The organism is Asticcacaulis solisilvae (assembly GCF_017875235.1).
Taxonomy (GTDB): Bacteria; Pseudomonadota; Alphaproteobacteria; order Caulobacterales; family Caulobacteraceae; genus Asticcacaulis; species Asticcacaulis solisilvae_A.
Window position 1 is genome coordinate 201,066 of sequence record NZ_JAGGMI010000003.1, and the last position, 18,557, is coordinate 219,622.

General features: G+C 60.9%; 17 protein-coding genes and 1 tRNA gene. 3 read left to right on the plus strand and 15 right to left on the minus strand.

The features are described from left to right. Positions 1 to 10: 10 nt before the first annotated feature. Together J2X24_RS07265 and J2X24_RS07270 are read right to left on the minus strand one after the other, a co-directional pair. Positions 11 to 505 carry an SRPBCC family protein gene (locus tag J2X24_RS07265; RefSeq protein WP_209718834.1) on the minus strand — a complete coding sequence of 165 codons (495 nt, stop codon included), beginning with the start codon at positions 503 to 505 and terminating at the stop codon, positions 11 to 13. Between the two features lie 5 nt (positions 506 to 510). Beyond that, positions 511 to 831 carry an ArsR/SmtB family transcription factor gene (locus J2X24_RS07270; protein WP_209718838.1) on the minus strand — a complete coding sequence of 107 codons (321 nt, stop codon included), beginning with the start codon at positions 829 to 831 and terminating at the stop codon, positions 511 to 513. Between the two features lie 93 nt (positions 832 to 924). Here J2X24_RS07270 and tgt point away from each other — a divergent pair, with 93 nt between their 5' ends. Further along, on the plus strand, positions 925 to 2,040 hold the full coding sequence (gene tgt / locus J2X24_RS07275) for a tRNA guanosine(34) transglycosylase Tgt (protein WP_209718842.1): 1,116 nt from the start codon (positions 925 to 927) through the stop codon (positions 2,038 to 2,040). 36 nt (positions 2,041 to 2,076) lie between these two features. On the opposite strand, the gene J2X24_RS07280 is transcribed toward tgt, so the two are convergent. Then, on the minus strand, positions 2,077 to 2,784 hold the full coding sequence (locus tag J2X24_RS07280) for a hypothetical protein (RefSeq protein WP_245344518.1): 708 nt from the start codon (positions 2,782 to 2,784) through the stop codon (positions 2,077 to 2,079). Between the two features lie 202 nt (positions 2,785 to 2,986). Between J2X24_RS07280 and J2X24_RS07285 the strand changes: the two genes are divergently transcribed. Continuing rightward, a tRNA-Lys gene (locus tag J2X24_RS07285) sits at positions 2,987 to 3,063 on the plus strand. A gap of 107 nt (positions 3,064 to 3,170) precedes the next feature. On the opposite strand, the gene hspQ is transcribed toward J2X24_RS07285, so the two are convergent. Beyond that, positions 3,171 to 3,503, minus strand: coding sequence for a heat shock protein HspQ (hspQ, locus tag J2X24_RS07290; RefSeq protein WP_209718845.1), 333 nt, complete (start codon positions 3,501 to 3,503; stop codon positions 3,171 to 3,173). A gap of 280 nt (positions 3,504 to 3,783) precedes the next feature. On the opposite strand from hspQ, the gene J2X24_RS07295 reads away from it, so the two are divergent. After that, a complete protein-coding gene (locus J2X24_RS07295) occupies positions 3,784 to 5,034 on the plus strand; it encodes a Ppx/GppA phosphatase family protein (protein ID WP_209718848.1) in 1,251 nt (416 codons plus the stop codon). A 20-nt stretch (positions 5,035 to 5,054) separates the two neighbouring features. Here J2X24_RS07295 and J2X24_RS07300 read toward each other — a convergent pair whose 3' ends face one another. The 11 genes from J2X24_RS07300 to J2X24_RS07350 all read right to left on the minus strand — a co-directional run bounded on the left by J2X24_RS07300 (position 5,055) and on the right by J2X24_RS07350 (position 18,339). Further along, on the minus strand, positions 5,055 to 5,894 hold the full coding sequence (locus J2X24_RS07300; RefSeq protein WP_281064932.1) for a peptidylprolyl isomerase: 840 nt from the start codon (positions 5,892 to 5,894) through the stop codon (positions 5,055 to 5,057). Positions 5,895 to 5,946: 52 nt separating this feature from the next. Then, positions 5,947 to 6,429, minus strand: a complete 483-nt coding sequence (gene coaD, locus J2X24_RS07305) for a pantetheine-phosphate adenylyltransferase (RefSeq protein WP_209718854.1) — start codon at positions 6,427 to 6,429, stop codon at positions 5,947 to 5,949. A 29-nt stretch (positions 6,430 to 6,458) separates the two neighbouring features. Next, positions 6,459 to 9,254: a DNA gyrase subunit A gene (gene gyrA / locus J2X24_RS07310; RefSeq protein ID WP_209718856.1), complete on the minus strand. Its 2,796-nt coding sequence runs from the start codon at positions 9,252 to 9,254 to the stop codon at positions 6,459 to 6,461. Between the two features lie 55 nt (positions 9,255 to 9,309). Further along, complete coding sequence (gene ssb / locus J2X24_RS07315) at positions 9,310 to 9,813, minus strand: single-stranded DNA-binding protein (RefSeq protein WP_209718859.1); 504 nt, start codon at positions 9,811 to 9,813, stop codon at positions 9,310 to 9,312. A 342-nt stretch (positions 9,814 to 10,155) separates the two neighbouring features. Next, complete coding sequence (locus tag J2X24_RS07320; RefSeq protein ID WP_209718862.1) at positions 10,156 to 10,635, minus strand: hypothetical protein; 480 nt, start codon at positions 10,633 to 10,635, stop codon at positions 10,156 to 10,158. Positions 10,636 to 10,701: 66 nt separating this feature from the next. Next, entirely contained in the window at positions 10,702 to 11,364 is a 663-nt protein-coding gene (locus tag J2X24_RS07325) for a hypothetical protein (RefSeq protein WP_209718865.1), read from the minus strand. A gap of 239 nt (positions 11,365 to 11,603) precedes the next feature. Next, complete coding sequence (locus J2X24_RS07330; protein ID WP_209718868.1) at positions 11,604 to 14,648, minus strand: autotransporter outer membrane beta-barrel domain-containing protein; 3,045 nt, start codon at positions 14,646 to 14,648, stop codon at positions 11,604 to 11,606. Between the two features lie 165 nt (positions 14,649 to 14,813). Next, positions 14,814 to 15,644: a flagellin gene (locus tag J2X24_RS07335; protein WP_209718869.1), complete on the minus strand. Its 831-nt coding sequence runs from the start codon at positions 15,642 to 15,644 to the stop codon at positions 14,814 to 14,816. 324 nt (positions 15,645 to 15,968) lie between these two features. Further along, positions 15,969 to 16,799, minus strand: coding sequence for a flagellin (locus J2X24_RS07340; protein WP_209718872.1), 831 nt, complete (start codon positions 16,797 to 16,799; stop codon positions 15,969 to 15,971). 276 nt (positions 16,800 to 17,075) lie between these two features. Further along, the gene (locus J2X24_RS07345) at positions 17,076 to 17,411 is read right to left on the minus strand and encodes a flagellar protein FlaG (RefSeq protein WP_245344519.1); all 336 of its coding nucleotides are present in this window, start codon (positions 17,409 to 17,411) and stop codon (positions 17,076 to 17,078) included. A gap of 97 nt (positions 17,412 to 17,508) precedes the next feature. After that, on the minus strand, positions 17,509 to 18,339 hold the full coding sequence (locus J2X24_RS07350; protein WP_209718877.1) for a flagellin: 831 nt from the start codon (positions 18,337 to 18,339) through the stop codon (positions 17,509 to 17,511). Positions 18,340 to 18,557: the final 218 nt, after the last annotated feature.

Consider the following 18,557-nt stretch of genomic DNA (forward strand, 5'->3'; position numbering starts at 1 on the left):
TCTGCGCTCCCTACTCTCCTGCCGCCTGAAGTTCGCTGACCAGTTCATCCAGTTGATCCATCGTAATGCGCATGCCCTTTTCCATGCCGGTCGAAAGCACCATTTCGCGCACCTCGGCCGTCGGATAGCGCTCGTGTGATACCATGCGCGTCTGATTGGCGCCGACCGCTTCGAACGTCACGGTCACCGTCGCATAGCCGGCATCGGCCATCGGCTCGAAGGCCTGGGTGTAGACCAGCCGCGACGGCGCCGACACCTCGATATAGTTGCCGGAAAAGGCAAAGGGCGGCTGATCTCCCGATTGGATGACATAGCGGTACCCGCCGCCTTCGCGCACATCGGCCTCACACGACACCATCTGCGCGCCCAGAGCCTTCGGCGCCCACCACTTCTTCACGAAGTCGGCATTGGTCCAGGCTTCAAAGACGATGCGCGGCGGTGCATTGAAGGTGCGCGAAATAACGATCGCGTCGTCACCTTCGGTAGTCATATCGGTCGTATTCATTTCGGTCACTCCTCTTGTTTGCGCGTCATATCGGCGATGACGTCGTCCAGTTGATCCAGGCGATCGGTCCAGATGCGGCGATAACGGTCCAGCCACTGGTCGATCAATTGCAGGCCCTGCATGTCCAGCCGGTAAAGTCGCTGCTGTGCTTTCGCCTCGACCTCGACCAGATGCGCCTTCTTCAAGGTATTCAGGTGCTTGGACACCTGAGGCTGATTAAGCCCAAGCGTGTCGGCGATCACGCCCACGGCTTGCGGGCCATCGCGCAGTAGCTCGACGATGCGCAGGCGGTTGGGTTCAGAAAGGGCGGTAAAGGTCTCGATCATGCCTTTATATTCCAATAAAAGAATATTCCTGTCAAGGAATATAAATTCACGCGCGCCTTTACCTCCCCTCCGGTTCTCGCTATTGAGCCGCCCATGAGTGCTTTTCCCTTTGAAATCCATGCCCATGACGGCCAGGCGCGCAGCGGCGTCCTGAAGACGCCGCGCGGCGACATCCCTACCCCCATCTTCATGCCGGTCGGCACGGCGGCGACGGTCAAGGCGCTGACGCTCGACATGGTGCGCCAGTCCCACGCCAAGATTATCCTGGGCAACACCTACCACCTGATGCTGCGGCCGGGGCCCGAGCGCGTCAAACGTCTTGGGGGCCTGCATAAATTCATGGGATGGGACGGGCCGATCCTGACCGACTCGGGCGGCTTCCAGGTCATGAGCCTGTCGAACATTTCCAAGGTCAAGGAAGAGGCCGTTACCTTCGCCAGCCACATCGACGGATCGAAGCACGTCCTGTCGCCGGAGCGCTCGATCGAAATCCAGGCCGATCTGCTTGGGTCCGACATCGTTATGCAACTCGACGAATGCGTCTCCTACCCCGCCGAGGAATCGCGTGCCCAAAAGGCGCTGCAACTGTCGGCGCGCTGGGGACAGCGCTCGAAGGACGCCTTCGGCACGCGCGACGCCCAGGCGCTGTTCGGCATCCAGCAAGGCTCGACGTTTGAACACCTGCGCCGCGAATCGAGCGATCGCCTGCTCGATATCGGTTTCGACGGCTACGCCATCGGCGGCCTGGCGGTGGGCGAAGGCCACCAGGCCATGTGCGACACGCTTGATTTCTGCGCCCCGCTTCTGCCTTGGGACCGGCCGCGCTACCTCATGGGTGTCGGCAAACCCATTGATTTGCTGGAAGGTGTGGCGCGCGGCGTCGACATGTTCGACTGCGTCCTGCCGACGCGTTCCGGCCGCCATGGTCAGGTGTGGACCTGGGACGGGCCGATCAATATGAAAAACGCGCGTTTCGCCGAAGACGATACGCCGCTAGATGCAACGAGCGACTGCCCGGCCAGCCGCGACTATTCCAAGGCCTATCTGCATCATCTCGTGCGCGCTGAGGAGATTCTGGGCCAGGTCCTGCTGTCCTGGCACAATATCGCGTTCTTCCAGGCGCTAATGATCCGGATGCGCGCGGCGATCGCCGACGGCACCTTCCAGACATTGCGGCGCGGGCTGCTTACGCGGTGGGCCAAGGACTAAAAAAGCGCCGTAGCTGAAACTGCGGCGCTTTTCTGTTTATCTCCTGCCACCGCGACGGCTGGTCGGCCGCTTCTTCTTGGTGGTTGTCGTCTGGACCGGGGCCTTTTCGTAAGTGTCGATATAGACGCGCGGCTTGAACCACGACGGCGCCGCCGGTGGGGCACAGTTCTTGTTCATGCCGACGCCCTTGAGATAGGCGCGGCGCGACTTGCCGGCCTGGATGGCTTCGTCCACAAGTTTCTGATGCTTCTCGGCGCCGGTCATCTGCCGGATCAGGCCGCGGAACGGGATGATGCTGCGGGTGGCGCCACGCACCGCGCCGACGGCGGCCTTGTTGGCCATCCGTCCGCCCTTTTCGCGCATCGACGACTCGTCGGCCGGCGGCGGCGGCTCGTCAAGGTCCGGCCCCAGCAAGGCGTCGAGCTTGCGTACCTCGTCGGAAATAGCCTCGCACCGGTCGAGCCCGGCCAGGTCGTACGGCCGCGACATGGCGTCCAAAAGGATCTGCGGGATATTGGTGCGCCTGAGATTCAGGTCTTCGAGCGGCGCGGTGACGGCGTCGCCCCAGTCATTGTTATCTTCCGTCGACTGGCGCATCTTTTCAGGCCGGCCGTCAGGGCCGCGCGCGCCATCAGCGACATCATAGTCGGGGCGGTTGGAGGAACAGGCGCCAAGCACAAGACTCGCGCACAGTACGGCAGCTAAAACTCTGATGGTATTTCCCCCTGTACGCTCCGGCTTCATGGTCCTCCCCGATGGGTTACAAGGCCACAAGCTTATCCTCATGCTACGCCCCGCGTTCGTCATTTTGATGGCCGCTGCGACCGTAAAAAAACAATACATAAAAACAAGCAGACACGCTTGCGAAAAAACGAACTCCCCTCTATGAAGTCCCCACGTTTGATCCACCCTTTTGCGGCCGGGGTCAAGCCCAACGTCTTGACGTGAGCCCGTAGCTCAGCCGGCTAGAGCATCTGACTTTTAATCAGAGGGTCCTGGGTTCGAGTCCCAGCGGGCTCACCAAGATATGTTGCAAACGCAGTGACATATCTTGGTGACACTTCCTTTTCACTCACATCAGATTTTGCCCTGCCGATGGGTCATCGCGTCGCCGGACCGCTTTGGCGGCCTCAGTTCGCCATACGGCTCTTGGGCAGGTAGCGGCCATTCTCAAACCGCTCAAACAATAGCTTGGCCTGGGGATGCTGCAGGGGCTGGCCCGTCGTGTCGACGCACAGGTTTTCTTCGGAGGCATAGGCGACATAGTGGGCGTCGCCGCTCACCGCCAGCAGGTGATAGAAGGGCTGATTCTTGACCGGCCGCACCTTTTCCGGGATGGCCTGCCACCACTCTTCGGTATTGGAAAACTCAGGATCGACGTCGAAGACGACGCCGCGGAATTCAAACAGGCTGTGCGTCACGACCTGTCCAATGTCGAACTTCGCAGATCTTTGCTCCGGCATCGCGTGATTCCCGTATCGTGTTGGACCACACGTTTGTAACCCCATAGCCCCGAGGCCTTCAGCGCCTTCTCCCTTGGGTTGTCGATGAACAGTGTTTTTCATTCAAGGCGCTTTATGGTTAATCCCGGTGGGCGAAAACCGGTTTCGGACGCCGCGCCTTATGCACCCGCTAAGGGTTTGACCGTCCACGGAGAATTACCAGTTGGCACGGGCCCTTCCACGTCCTAAAGTAATCGGGAAGACGCGCACTGGCGCGTGAAAAATATAAGGGGTATGAGCCATGCAGGCTCCCTCAAAAGCGCGCCGGTCCAGGCCGGCGGGCTCTTCTTCCGGCGCCGGGCCGGCCAATGGTGCGTCCGGTGAGCGTTCACGGGGACGGCGCTTTCCGCAGCCCCGCGACCCCGCCGGCGAAGGCCAGGTCCTTTACGCGGCGCTCGATCTCGGCACTAATAATTGCCGGCTGATGATCGCCACCCTGCACAATTCGCAGTTCAAGATCGTCGAAGCCTTTTCGCGCATCGTCCGTCTGGGCGAAGGCCTGTCGGCATCGGGCCGTCTGGATGAACGCGCCATGGAGCGCGCCCTGCGCGCGCTGAAAATCTGCGCCGAAAAGATCGAAAAGCGCGGCGTCACGCGCATCCGCGCCGTCGCTACCCAGGCCTGCCGGATGGCGCGCAACGGCCGCGACTTCATCGCCCGCGTCGAGCGCGAAACCGGCCTGCGCCTGACCATCATCTCGCCCGAGGAAGAAGCCCGGCTGTCGGTCATGGGCTGCGCCTCGCTGCTCGACGGCGAAGGCCTGACGCCTAAGCCGCGCGCGGCCCTGGTCATGGATGTCGGCGGCGGTTCGACCGAGTTGAGCTGGGTCGAACTGGCCGCCGCGCCCGGCAAGCGTACCGATCTCAAGGCCTCGCGCATCATGCCGCGCCCACGCTTCTGGATCTCGCTGCCGGTCGGTGTCGTGACCCTCGCCGAGCGCTTTCCCGAGCCCGAAAGGGGCGACACCCGCGCCTGGTTCGAAAGCATGATCACCGACGTCGTGGAACGGCTCAAGGATTTCAGCGACGCAGATTCCTTCCGCGACGCGTTCGATTGCGGCGAGGCCTATATCGTCGGGACCTCGGGCGCCATTACCTCTCTGGCCGGCATGCACCTGCGGCTCGACCGTTACGACCGCTCACGCGTCGACGGCCTGTGGATGCAGCAGAGCCAGTGCCAGGACGTCATCGCCCGCCTGCTCGACCTCGGGCGATCCGGCCGCGAACTGGAACCGTGCATCGGCCGCGACCGCGCCGACCTGGTGCTGGCCGGCGCCGCCATCCTCGAGGCCGTCCAGCGCCTGTGGCCGTGCCAGAGCCTGCGGGTCGCCGACCGGGGCCTGCGCGAAGGCCTGTTGCTGTCGATGGCCCGGAAGCGTCCGCGCCGCCGCCGGGGTCGTGGCGGCGGAAAATCCAGGGCCGCCGAACAGACACAAAACGGGCAGGCGCAAAACAGTCAGGCACAAAAAAGGGCGCCCGAAGACGCCCTATGATGTCGTGAAAACAACCACTCTTACGAAGCCGGCGTTGCCGGCTTGGCGGCAGCGGCCGTCGTGGCCGCCGGCGGCGTATCGGTGCGCTTAACCGGCACGGTGACGTCGCACGGCGAGAAGTTGCTGCCCAGTTCCTTGATCTTGGCGTCGACCACCGTCTGGAACTGCGGCGAGTTGGTATCCATGATCTCGATCTTGGGGCGCTCGGCTTCGGGGATGTCGGCCAGCAGGCGCACCTTGGTCATCTTGTCCGGATTGATCGCCGGTTCGCCGATCTTGATCTTGCGCACGACGTCGAGACCGCTAACGACGGTGCCAAAGGCCGTATAGCGCTTTTCCAGCACGTTATTGGCGCCGCGCATCAGGAAGAACTGGCTGTTGCCGGAGTCCGGAGAGTTGTCGCGGGCCATGCCCAGCACGCCCTGGCAGTAAAGCCCCCAGGCCTGGGTCTTGCCGTCCATGGTGATGGCGGCAAGTTCCGGCACCTGGCTTTGGACCGGCATGGCGCCGAGATAACCGATTTCGCTACCGCCCTGGCGCTGCACGACCTTCATCGGGAAGGCGGTGTCCTTGCGGACGGTGAACTCGGCCTTCAAGTCGGGAAGGGTCGAGCCGCCCTGCCCTGTACCCTGCGGGTCGCCGGTCTGGGCCATGAAGTCTTCGATGACGCGGTGGAAAATGATGCCGTCATAGAAGCCCTGGCGCGCCAGGGTCCGCATTCGCTCGGCGTGTGCCGGCGCCAGTTGGGGGTACATTTCAACGACGACCTGTCCCTTGGTGGTGTCGATGACCAGGGTGTTCTGCGCGTCGAGTTCGCGGTATCCGGGGTCCAGCGCCATCGCCGATGTCGACGCCAGCAAGGCCGCAATTGCCCCCACAACAGCCTTTGTTTTCACCCCTGACATAAACAATCTATCCCTTTACCTTAGCCAACAGGCGTTCCGCCACGCTGGGCGCCACAAACGGCGCGATACTGCCGCCCAATTGGGCTATTTCTTTGACCAAACGCGATGCAACGGCCTGATGGCGCGGATCGGCCATGAGGAACACGGTCTCAATCTCACGATTAAGCTGTTGGTTCATCGCTGTCATCTGAAATTCGTACTCGAAGTCGGCGACGGCGCGCAATCCGCGGATTATGACAGTCGCACCGACCTCCTGGGCGAAGTGGATCAGCAGGCTTTCGAACGGGATGACCTCGACACGGTCGCCGTGGCGCGCGACCTCTTCCTTCAGCATCTCGACCCGTTCGTCGAGCGTGAAGGTCGGCCCCTTGCCGATGTTTTTGGCGACGCCGATGACCAGCTTGTCGACCAGTTTCACGGCGCGTTCGATGATGTCGCTGTGGCCGTTGGTGACGGGATCGAACGTCCCTGGATAGAGCCCAACCCGCATTTCCGTCTGGTTTCCTTTTTCGCTGGCTATCAGCCCTGGTCGCTGAGCGAAGACGCCTCAGCGTCGTCTTCGGCGCTTTCGACGATGCGCTCAACCGACACCACCTTGCCGCCGCCCGAGGTGCGGAAGATGGTCACCCCTTGCGTGTTGCGGCTGGCGATGCGCACGGTCGAGACATTGGTGCGGATCAACTGGCCGGTATCGGTGACCAGCAACAGGCCGTTGCCCACCTCGATCGGGAAGGAGGCGACCAGCTTGCCGCCGCGCTTGGACAGGTCGATGGCGACGATGCCCTGGCCGCCACGGCCGGTGCGGCGATAGTCGTACGAAGACGTCCGCTTGCCGAAGCCGGTGTCGGCGACCGTCAGGATGAACTCCTCGGCTGCAGCCAGTTCGTTGAAGCGCTCTTCGCTCAAAGCCACGGCTTCGGAAGCGTCTTCGCCCTCCTCTTCCACGGCTTCGGGTGCGGCGGCCGTGTCTTCGCTCTCGCCGCTCATGGCGGCGCGGCGGCGCGACGCTTCCTTGAGGTAGGCAGCGCGTTCAGCCGGCGTCGCATCGACGCGGCGCAGGATGGCCATGGAAATGACGGTGTCGTCGCCATTCAGGCGGACGCCGCGGACGCCGGTCGAGTCACGGCCCTTGAAGACGCGGACCTCGTCGGCGGCGAAGCGGATCGAGCGGCCGGCGCCGGTCGACAACAGGACGTCGTTGTCTTCGGTACAAATGGCCACGCCGACAATGGCGTCGCCGTCTTCCAGCTTCATGGCGATCTTGCCGGCGCGGTTGACGTTGACGAAGTCGCTCAGCTTGTTGCGGCGGATGTCACCCGAACGCGTAGCGAAGATGATGTCCTGGCGTTCCCACGACGCTTCATCCTCAGGCAGGGCCAGGATGTTGGTGATGGTCTCTCCACTGTCGAGCGGCAGCAGGTTGACGAAGGCCTTGCCCTTGGACTGCGGATTGCCAAGCGGCAAGCGCCAGACTTTAAGCTTATAGGCCTTGCCGGTCGACGAGAAGAACAGCATCGGTTGGTGCGTCGTCGCCGAATAGACGCCGGTGATGGCGTCCTCATCCTTCATGGCCATGCCCGAGCGACCCTTGCCGCCGCGATGCTGCTCGCGGTACGCCGCCAGCGCCGTGCGCTTGACGTAGCCCGAGTGCGTCACGGTGACGACCATGTCCTCGCGCGGGATCAGGTCTTCGTCCTCGATATCGCCTTCGCTGTCCAGGATGGCGGTGCGGCGCGGCACGGCGAACAGCGCCTTCACGTCGACCAGTTCCTGGCGGACGATGCCGAGGATACGTTCGCGCGAGCCGAGGATTTCGAGATATTCGGCGATCGCCGCGGCCAGGGCCTTGATCTCGTCGCCGATTTCGTCACGGCCGAGGCCGGTCAGGCGCGACAGGGTCAGCGCCAGGATGGCGCGCGCCTGTTCGTCGGTCAGGCGGACATCGCCGCCGTCGAGCACGATCGAGCGCGGGTCGGCGATCAGCGCGATCATCGGCGCCATGTCGCCCGACGGCCAGGTACGCGCCGTCAAACGCTCGCGCGCCTCGGTCGGATCGGCCGACGAGCGAATGATGTGGATGACTTCGTCGATATTGGCGACCGCGATCGACAGGCCGACCAGGGTATGGCCGCGATCGCGCGCCTTGTTCAGTTCGAAGCGGATGCGGCGGACGACAACTTCCTCGCGGAACTCCAGGAAGATGTCGAGCAGCTTGCGCAAGCCCATCTGCTGCGGGCGGCCGTGGTTCAGCGCCAGCATGTTGACGCCGAAGCTCGATTGCAGCGCCGTGAAACGATAAAGCTGGTTCAGCAGGACGTCGCCCGAGGCGTCGCGGCGCAGTTCCACGACGATGCGCATGCCATGACGGTCGCTTTCGTCGCGGACGTCGCTGATGCCTTCGATCCGCTTGTCGCGCACCAGTTCGGCAATGTGCTCGATCAAGGCGGCCTTGTTCACCTGATACGGGATCTCGGTGATGACGATGGCTTCGCGGTCCTTGCGGATCGTCTCGACGCTGGCCTTGCCGCGCGTCACGACCGAACCGCGTCCGGTCAGAAGCGCCTGGCGCGCGCCCGAACGGCCAAGGATTTCCCCGCCGGTCGGATAGTCGGGGCCCGGGACGATATCGAGCAGTTCTTCCAGCGTGATCGCCGGATTGTCGAGCATGGCGACGCAGGCGTCGATGACTTCGCCGAGATTGTGCGGCGGGATGTTGGTCGCCATGCCGACGGCGATGCCGCCGGCACCGTTGACCAGCAGGTTCGGGATGCGCGTCGGCAGGACGGTCGGCTCTTCTTCCTTGCCGTCATAGTTCGGCTGGAAGTCGACCGTATCCTTGTCGATATCGGCCAGCAGCGACATGGCCGGTTTGGCCAGGCGGCATTCGGTGTAACGCATGGCCGCCGGCTGGTCGCCGTCGACCGAGCCGAAATTGCCCTGGCCGTCGATCAGGACCAGGCCCATCGAAAAGGGCTGGGCCATACGCACCAGGGCCATGTAGATGGCCGAGTCGCCGTGCGGGTGCAGCCGGCCCATCACGTCGCCGACCGGACGGGCGCACTTCACATAGGACTTTTCCGGCGTGTAGCCCGACGCCTGCATCATATAGAGGATGCGGCGGTGAACGGGCTTTAAGCCATCGCGCGCATCCGGCAGGGCACGCGAGACAATGACGCTCATGGCGTAGTCGAGATAGGAGCGTTTGAGCTCATCCTCGATGGTGACGGAGCCGATGCCCGGCGGCAGGGCCCCACCCGCACCTTCGTACGGATTGACGTCGCCACCCAGATTATCGCCGTTGTCGTTATCGCTCATGAATCAATGTCTTGCTGTTGGTACTTAAGTTACTAGTTCAGCCTCGATCGAAGGCCTAGAACGGGATCTCGTCGTCGAGATCGAAGCTCTGGGCCGGCTGCTTGGACTGTTGCTTCGGGCCTGCCGACGCCGGAGCCCCGCCGCCACCGTAGCTATCTTCGTAGTCATTGTAACCGCCGCCGCCGGACGAGGCGCCACCGCCCTCACCTCGGCCGCCGAGAAGGGTCAGGTTGCCGTTGAAGCGCTGTAGGACGATTTCGGTCGTGTACTTTTCCTGGCCTTGCTGGTCTGTCCACTTGCGGGTCTGCAAGCTGCCTTCGAGATAGACGGTCGAGCCTTTACGCAGATACTGCTCGGCGATCTTGGCAAGGTTATCGTTGAAAATGACCACGCGGTGCCACTCGGTCTTTTCCTTGCGCTCGCCCGTCATCTTGTCGCGCCACTGTTCGGAGGTGGCGACGGTGAGGTTGGCGACGCGCTCGCCGGAATTCAGTGTACGGATTTCCGGGTCCTTGCCCAGATTGCCGATGATGATGACCTTGTTGACGCTTCCCGCCATTGGATACTGCCTTTCTGACTGCCGGCCGCGCAGGCGCAAAATGGCGCGCAGCCCCGACTCGTTGATGTGACTCTAGAGACTTCCGTGCCTGAATCCAAGCCTTACGCACTCCGACGGGGGCGGGGCGTTAACGATTCCTGTTAATCAACGGCACGAAGGCTCAACACGATGGATCAAGCCGAATGTTCCCGACTTGTTCTCATCATATAGTCCACATGCAGCGGTTTGGCAAACCCCTTACGCCGAACTGTGCTCCGTTTCAATGAAACGCAGCACACTTCGGAGTCCTTAGTGGTCGCATGCTTAGCCCGAAAAACCGGTTTCCACTTTTCGGAGCATGCTCTATTGGCCGGGGGTTACAACCTCGCCTTCGGCATTCTTCTGTGGCAGGTCCTTCGGCACTTCGACCGTATGGGGCTCGTTGCCGCGCGGCTCTTCGACGACGATGGCGCCGGGCTGGACCAGCTTGTTGCCAGCCTTGACCAGCAAGGTCATACGGATGCCTTCATACTTGGGCGCCATTTCCACGGTCGTATTGTTCACGAACAGGAAACTGCCGTTGTAGGCGCCTTCGGTTATCGGGCCGGCGGTGCCGGTCACGCGCATATTGGTGCGGACGGTGAACAGCTCGACCGCGCATTTTTCGATCGACGGCACGTTGCGCGCGACGGGGTTGAACTTCGGCTCCTTGGCGCCCGGCGGGTGGCCGATGAAATAGCAGACATCGTCGGCGACCGGCGCCTTCACTTCCTTTTCGCAGCCCGTCAGGGCCAGGGCGGTTACGCCGAGGCTCCCCAGAACCAGTGCCTTCACCACACGCATGCCAGCCTCCCTATATGGGGCCAATGACGCGGGAACGTCCTTCGACCCGGTTTATCGCACAGCTTGTTACCGGACCGAACAGCCCTGCCCCTGTTCGACCAGGGTGCGGAAGGTTGTATTGTCATCGGAGATTTCGACGCGCTTGGGCACCAGGCGCAAGGTCTTTTCGCCCCAGCGGCCGTACTGCGCTGAACCCGGCGTCACGCAGCGGCCATCATAGAGCAGGCGTGCGCATTGGTTCAGGCTGAGATTATCCGAGAGGGTATTCCACTGGTTGCCGCTGTAACGCAGGCAGGCTGCCGTCGGCCCCTGCCCCGCGGCGGTATCCGGGACGACCTCGCCGCCGCCGACCGGCAGGGACGGATCGGCCGAGGTCACCGCCGGCGCGCCCGGCACCGGCGTCAGCGACCCCGTGGGCGCGGCAACGACATTGCCCGAGTCGTCCAGGCCGACATCCAGCGCCTGGGCGGCGACGCCGTTCTTCTTGGCGCACTCAGCCAGGGTCAGTTCGCCGACATAGGCCCCCGAGACGTAGCAGCGCAGCGTTTTCTTGGGATCGAGCTTGGCGGGTTCGTCATTGACGTTGAAGACCAGTCCCGGTGGCTGGTCGTTCATCTTCTCCTCGTCCTTGTGGCTTTTCGACATGCCCACGGCCAGCGCCACGGCGACGCCGATCGCGACCGCCGCACCGGCGCCGATGGCAATCATGCGCTTCTTTTCTGGTGTCATGAAGGTCCCCCTCATTTACGCAAATCATGCGAGCGTCGATGCCGCCAGTCTACGCGAGCAGGCAGGGACGCTCAAGCCTTCCGCATGAGCTATTTGGTATTTGAGGCGTTTTTATGCCGGGGATCTAGAGCGATATGGCGAAAAGTGCCAAGATGCGTTTTTTGGGGTTTTCACCTTAAATATCGCGACAAAACAAAAACGTAGATCGGTATGATGTTTCCACTTAAAATCATACCGATCTATGTGGATATGCCCAGGCGCATCAGGCCGGCCTGATAGTTCTTGATCTGGTCGGTCAAGTAGGCCGGCGCCACACCGGACGAATTGTTCTTCTTCTTGATGTCGCTTTCCTGCGGATCGCCGTACTTCAGGTAATTATAGACCTTCTGCACGTTCTTGATCGTTTCCTTCAGCGACTCGATCGCCTTGGCGATGCTGGCGTCGGAGCTGAGATTGAGCGACGTGTCGTAGTTCAGCCCCATCGCCTTTTGCGACTCGAGATAATCATTGGCGCTGGCGTCCATCGGCTTCTTGGCGTCGGCGCTGACAATGCCGGCTTCCAGGCCCAGCCCTTCCAGGGCGTCGCGCCCGGCCGGACCCGCGACGAACTCCACCTTGGACGACTTGTTGGCCGGCTGGATGTTGAGTTGCGAAAAGTCCTTGCCGGTCACCTTCTGGACATCGACCTTCAGCTTGTAGCCCGAGGCGCGCACGATCTTCTTGGCCAGGGATTCGAGCGTTTCCGAGGCATCGATCGTGATGTTGCGCTTCAGGCCCGAATTGGGATCGACCACGGCGAACTGGTCGCCGGTCCGGACGCTGGTGCCCGAAACGATCGCGGTCGAATCCTTGTACATGACCGTGCCCATCGGCAGGCCCAGGCGGTCGAGCACGCTCGAAGACCCCGCCGACACGGCGATGGCGTTCGGCTGGACGACGCCGTCCTTGCCGGTATATCGCTGCTGGTACTCGACGACATCGGCGGGCGCCGCGTCGAGATTGAGCCGCGTCAGATAGGCGTCGGTCTTGGTGGTGCCGGCCGTGGTCTTTCCCGAGGCGATCTGGTCGACGTCAGTGTTCCCGTCTTCGGCAATGGCGCCGGTCGTGCTGCCGGCGATCCAGGCCTTGCCGTTGACAAACTGAACCTTGGCGTCCTTTTCGACGCCCGCGCCACCGTAATAGGCGATTGTGTCCGAAGCCGTGGAGCCAAGGTTGGCGTCGATCGCCAGGGCATAGGCATCGTAGCCGCCGGAATAGCTGGATTTGACGTTGCCGGTCGTTTCCAGCAGCTTGTCCGAGCCCGAGGAACCGCCGAGATAGAGCTTGCCGTTATAGAGCGACATGCCCGAGATCGAGCCCCCGCCGATGCCGCCGAGATTGCGCGACGCCGACTGGGTGGCGCTATATTTCGTGTAGTTCTGGATCGTTTCGACGCCATTGGCGTCCTTGACCGTGCGGGTCGCGGGGGTGGCATCAAGCGTGAAGGTCTTCACGACCGCGCTGCCGTCCTCGATGCCCGAGGTGTAGAGCGTATTGCCGTCGACCACCAGGCCTGAGATCGAGTCGGTCTTGTCGGTGCCGGTCTGGACGGTAAACTTGGACTTGCCGGCAGCGTCGAAGCCCATGACATAACCGTCCCAGCCGCCCTTGATCGCCGTGGTCGCGCCCGGCATCGAGGTCCGCGTCCGGCCGCCGACATAGATCGAACCGTCGGCGCCGAAGGCGACGGCCGTCGCTTCGTCCTCGCCATTGCCGCCCTTGCGCTGCGTCCACATCTCGACGCCATCCGGATCGTAGACCGACACGAAGCTGTCGGAAACGGATTCGTCGTAACCGCTGGTGCCCTCATGGATCGTGGTCGTCGAGGTCGTCTGCTTGGGGGCGGTGCCATAGGTGGTCACCGTCGTCTTGGAGATGTTGAGCGCGCCCGTGACCGAACCGGCAATCGCGATCTTGCCGTCGGCCGACACGGCCATCGAATAGCCGGACGCCGCGTCGGACGCCCCCAGGGTGCGCGTAAAGACGATATTGCCAGCGGAATCGTACTTCATAAGGGCGACGTCGGTCGTGCCCTTGATGTCCTGGTTGGAAATCTGTCCGTTGACGTCGGCCAGCACATAGACCGAACCATCGGGTCCCGCGATCGACTGGCGGACATTGGCCACCGTGTCCGGCATGGCGGTCTGCTGCGACTGCCCCTCGACCCAGTACTTGTCGCCGACCTTCGACACCGGCTCGGCCAGGGTCGTGCCGGACGCGTTCTGGTCGGTCTGGAACTTCAGAAGCTGCGCCGTCACCTTGGGCGTCGTCGCGGTCTTGGTCTCCGTATCAGTGTCGCCCGTCTTCTTGGTCGATGTGCTCTTGGTCGCGCTGTCGCCGGACGACTGCATGACGAAGACCGAATCCGACTTTGAAGCCGCGCTGAAGGTCACGGCCTCATACGACACGCCCTTGAGCTTGAGGCCATAGCTTTCCTGCCCCTTGGACAGGGTGACAGTCTTGCCGTTGATGACGGTGGTCGTCGGCACGGCGGCGGTGCGATTGACCTCGAACTTGGTGAAGAGCCCCTGCTCTTTCAGCTTGGTATTGATGAAGGAGACAACGTTCGACATAGATCGCGTCGTACCCGGGTCCATCTCGTTGAGGTCGATATTGACGGTGAATGGCGTCGCCGTACCGATCTTCTTGATCGACATGGAAAACTGGACATCGCCCTCGAACGCCTTGACCGCCGTCGTCGCCGATCCCGTATGGATCGCATCGGCCGTATAGACGGTATCTGTTCGCGGCACACCCACGGTGCTTTTCAGCTTTTCCGTCAGCGTCCCCTGGGACAGCGCGACGTGATCGAAGCTGGTGTCGCCCAGATATTCCGTTACCTCTTCCATGCCGGCGTTAAAGCGGCGCTTCACGTCCGCCAGCATGTTGGTCGAGATCTTGTCGTCCTGCGCCTTTTCAGCCAGTCCCTGTAGCGCCGTCAGGCCCTGATAGAGGGTGAACAGCTTGGAATAATCCGGCGAAGCCCCGGCGGCATCGATCGTGATCGCGCGCGGATTGATGAAGCGATGGCCCTTGAGGACCTGACTGACCAGGTCGTCCTCCTGCGGCATCGTCGACCCGACGGCCCACGGCGAACGCGGCGCCACGCCGGAACCGGTCGGCGAATAGGTCTTGGTCGCGCCCGTACCACCCGTGAAGCCAGAGGAACCCGAAGACGAAGCCGACCCCAGGCCGATCTTCGAATTGTAATAGCTCGATATCAGTGAAGCATCGAACGTAATCACAGCGGGTCCCTGTCCTTCATGGACGCAGAATCAGAACCCTCAGTCTCTCTTAATAGTCTTTAAGAGTCGTAAAACCGCAAGGTTAACCCTTTGACGGAAAAGCCCGCGAACGATGCCGCGGGCTTTTCAAAAAACGGTATCCCTTGCGCGGCCAGGCGCCCCGCCCTACTTGAAGAGAGCAAGAATTTGCTGTGGCGACTGGTTGGCAATCGACAGAGCCTGCGCACCTAGTTGCTGCTGCACCTGAAGAGCCTGCAGCCGGGAGCTTTCTTTGGCCATGTCGGCGTCCACCAGGTTGCCTATACCGCCCTTGATGGCATCACCGAGCTTGTCAACGAAACTCAGGTGCCCCTCGATCTGCTTGGCCTGCGAGCCCAGCGCGCCCAGGCTGGCGTTCAGATTCAGGATCGACGTGTCGAGCGAGGTCAGAATGTTCGACGCCGAGGTCGCCGTCGACAATTGCGCGCTTGCGGATAAGGTTAGGATCGGCCCGCCCAACGCCATGGTACGCACGGACAGCGTAATGACCGAATTGGCATCAGCATTGGCGATGAACTGGATGTTCGTTGCAAGCGAGCCGTCGAGAATGTTAGAGCCGTTGAAGGTGGCATTTTCAACGATGTGCTGGATTTGACCCAGAATGGACACGAAGTCGCCATTCAACGCATTGCGTGATGTCGTATCGATGGAGGTGTCCATCGCACCAACGACCTTTTCGCGAAGTTGGTTCAGCAAGTCCGACACAGACTCGCCGGCGGCCATCGACACGTCCGCAATGGACGCCGCGCGGTTCAGACTGTCTTTGACGGCGCTCAGGCCACCCAAGTCCGCTCTTTGCCCTTGCGCGATGGCGTAGACCGAAGCATTGTCCTTGGCTGTCGACACCGCAAGACCCGTCGAGATCTTCTGCTGGACGTCATCCATCTGCACGTTCGCGTTGTTCAGATTCTGAAGCGCGATCATCGCTGATGTATTGGTGTGCAAGCTCACGGACATAGCCCGTATACCTCCATAATAGGCCGACTCAGTAGAGTCTTAACGATTATGGTAAGCAAAAGGTTAACGCGGACAACCGCTTTTCACCCCGCGCAGGCGAAAACGCGGTCCGCGAACATGCTCCGCGACCTTGAAAAAACTGGCGATGTCATTGAAACTACTGCGATAATATACGCTACCGCCTGCGGATTTTCCGCTGTGGATAGGCGTAAATGTGCCGCGAAAATAATTAACAAAAAGTTGACGGCGGGCGCAAAAAAGCCCGGCGGAGCCTTATCCGCCGGGCTTTCATTAAGTACGAAATGGCCTTTAAAGGCGCCGCGATTAGCGGAACAGGCTCATGACGGTAGAGGTCGACTGGTTGGCGATCGACAGAGCCTGCACGCCGAGTTGTTGCTTGGTTTGCAGCGCTTGCAGTTTCGCACTTTCCTTGGCCATGTCGGCATCGACCAGGTTCCCGATCCCTTGCGTGATCGAGTCCTGCAGCTTGCCGACGAAGCCCATGTGGTTTTCCAGCGCCTTGGCCGACGTACCCAGCTTGGCCAGGGAAGCCGAAACGGCGCTGATCGAGCTATCGATCTTCGTCAGAAGGGCGCCCGCCGTCGAGGCAGACGTGAAGGAGTCCGTGCTGGTCAGCGACATCACGCTGTTGGTACCCGTCAGCGAGATATCCTGAGCAGCGACAGTGATCGTGCTCTGTCCATCCGCATTGGCCAGGGCTGTAATGCTGCCTGCGCCGGCCTTAAGCAGGTTGATCCCGTTAAAGTTAGCGTTTTCGACGGTCTTGGTGATCTGGTCGCGGATCGAGTCGAAGTCATTCTTCAGAGCGGTGCGCGACGTGGTGTCGAGCGACGTATCCGAAGCCGCCAGGGCCTTTTCCTTCAGTTGCGTCAGCATGTCCGAGACGGCCGAACCGGCCGACATGGCAACGTCGACAACCGAAACACCACGCGACAGCGAGTCCTTGACAGCGTCAAGCGACGAAACCGTAGAGCGTTGGGTTTGGGCGATGGCGAAAGCAGAACCGTTGTCCTTGGCCGAGGCGACCTTAAGACCCGTAGAAATACGGTTCTGGGTCTCCATGAGACTGGACGAGGTTCTGTTCAGGTTTTGCAGGGCAACCATGGCCCCGACATTTGTATTGACGCTTTGCATCACATACACCTTTGTTTCCGGTGATGGACGGTATTTTACCGACCATAGGTATTCTACCCGAACCCAGTATACCGACTGATGAATAAGGAGACTTTAAAATAATTACGCTATTAAAATTAAAATCGCTATTTGCATTAAGAAGAAATGCTAGCTTTCATTAATAAAATTATAAAATTCTACCCATGCGCACAGAATTATACATGAGCGCGCCAAACAAGTACGGCCACACATCGAAAAATGCGCGGCGAACAAGAACTACAATTCAGATTACAGACTTTAAACGTCTGTCTTGATAATCGTGCCGGCCTTATAGTTCCGCGACGCCTTGAGATCGAGAACTTCCTGGCGAGGAAATTGACGGACAACTTCGCCGGTGTAGCGGTCAAGGGCTTTATAAACCCAGTCTCCCGAATCCGGATCCTTGTCGACGGTCAGGCGCAGATTGTACTCTGGCGTGGACTTGCCGTCCTGCGAAAGATTACTTTGATTCCCGGCATCCCGGCTCTTGCCTGACGGCTGCAACGGCGCAACTTCTTTGGGAAGAGCGACCGGAACGCGCACCTGCGAAGGGTCAGGTTGCGGGAAACTTACGACATTATTGATCATCTCCATACAACGCCCGGACCTCGTTTTAAAATCCGAAACGCCCTCTATGTGAAGCGAAGAAGAGAGGGAGCACGCCCTTCACGAGACGTGCTCCCCTCGCCTGTTAGCGGAACAGGCTCAAGACAGTACCCGTCGACTGGTTGGCAATCGACAGAGCCTGCACGCCGAGCTGTTGCTTGGTTTGCAGCGCTTGCAGTTTCGCACTTTCCTTGGCCATGTCGGCATCGACCAGGTTCCCGATCCCTTGCGTGATCGAGTCCTGCAGCTTGCCAACGAAGGTCATGTGGTTTTCCAGAGCCTTCGACGACGTACCCAGCTTGGCCAGGGAAGCCGAAACGGCGCTGATCGAGTTGTCGATCTTCGTCAGAAGGGCACCCGCCGTCGAGGCAGAGGTAAAGGAGTCCGTGCTGGTCAGCGACAGCACGCTGTTCGTGCCCGTCAGCGAAATGTCCTGGGCAGCGACAGTGATCGTGCTCGAACCATCCGCGTTGGCCAGGGCCGTAATGTCGTCCGCGCCGGCCTTAAGCAGGTTGATCCCGTTGAAGTTGGCGTTGTCGACGGTCTTGGTGATCTGGTCACGGATCGAGTCGAAGTCGTTCTTCAGAGCGTTGCGCGACGTGGTGTCGAGCGAGGTGTCCGAAGCCGCCAGGGCCTTTTCCTTCAGTTGCGTCAGCATGTCCGAGACGGCCGAACCGGCCGACATGGCAACATCGACAACCGAAACACCACGCGACAGCGAGTCCTTGACAGCGTCAAGCGACGAAACGGTAGCGCGTTGGGTTTGGGCGATGGCGAAGGCAGAACCGTTGTCCTTGGCGGTGGCAACCTTCAGACCCGTAGAAATACGGTTCTGGGTCGACATCAGGTCCGAAGAGGTGCGGTTCAGGTTTTGCAGGGCAACCATGGCCCCGACATTGGTGTTGACGCTTTGCATCTAAGTCATTCCTTTTCTGGATGAGCCGGTGACATTTTGTCGACCGGGGGCATTCTTGCCTGCCCACGCCGATGCAAGCGCAGGGCCAGAAAAGGCACTAAAAGAGATTATTATAAGATATTGAAAAATTTCATTTTAATGTCACTTTAACTACGTTTTTACCCGGCAATTTTTGCCGCATGCCGGCAATTTTTGCCGACTCGGCATTATTTTCCTAC

Coding starts and splice junctions, on each gene's coding strand:
- J2X24_RS07270 (WP_209718838.1), bottom strand. CDS start 831: ATGATCGAGACCTTTACCGCCCTTTCTGAACCCAACCGCCTGCGCATC.
- tgt (WP_209718842.1), top strand. CDS start 925: ATGAGTGCTTTTCCCTTTGAAATCCATGCCCATGACGGCCAGGCGCGC.
- J2X24_RS07340 (WP_209718872.1), bottom strand. CDS start 16,799: ATGCAAAGCGTCAATACAAATGTCGGGGCCATGGTTGCCCTGCAAAAC.
- J2X24_RS07335 (WP_209718869.1), bottom strand. CDS start 15,644: ATGTCCGTGAGCTTGCACACCAATACATCAGCGATGATCGCGCTTCAG.
- hspQ (WP_209718845.1), bottom strand. CDS start 3,503: ATGCCGGAGCAAAGATCTGCGAAGTTCGACATTGGACAGGTCGTGACG.
- J2X24_RS07280 (WP_245344518.1), bottom strand. CDS start 2,784: ATGAAGCCGGAGCGTACAGGGGGAAATACCATCAGAGTTTTAGCTGCC.
- ssb (WP_209718859.1), bottom strand. CDS start 9,813: ATGGCGGGAAGCGTCAACAAGGTCATCATCATCGGCAATCTGGGCAAG.
- J2X24_RS07350 (WP_209718877.1), bottom strand. CDS start 18,339: ATGCAAAGCGTCAACACCAATGTCGGGGCCATGGTTGCCCTGCAAAAC.
- J2X24_RS07320 (WP_209718862.1), bottom strand. CDS start 10,635: ATGCGTGTGGTGAAGGCACTGGTTCTGGGGAGCCTCGGCGTAACCGCC.
- gyrA (WP_209718856.1), bottom strand. CDS start 9,254: ATGAGCGATAACGACAACGGCGATAATCTGGGTGGCGACGTCAATCCG.
- J2X24_RS07345 (WP_245344519.1), bottom strand. CDS start 17,411: ATGGAGATGATCAATAATGTCGTAAGTTTCCCGCAACCTGACCCTTCG.
- J2X24_RS07295 (WP_209718848.1), top strand. CDS start 3,784: ATGCAGGCTCCCTCAAAAGCGCGCCGGTCCAGGCCGGCGGGCTCTTCT.
- J2X24_RS07265 (WP_209718834.1), bottom strand. CDS start 505: ATGAATACGACCGATATGACTACCGAAGGTGACGACGCGATCGTTATT.
- coaD (WP_209718854.1), bottom strand. CDS start 6,429: ATGCGGGTTGGGCTCTATCCAGGGACGTTCGATCCCGTCACCAACGGC.
- J2X24_RS07325 (WP_209718865.1), bottom strand. CDS start 11,364: ATGACACCAGAAAAGAAGCGCATGATTGCCATCGGCGCCGGTGCGGCG.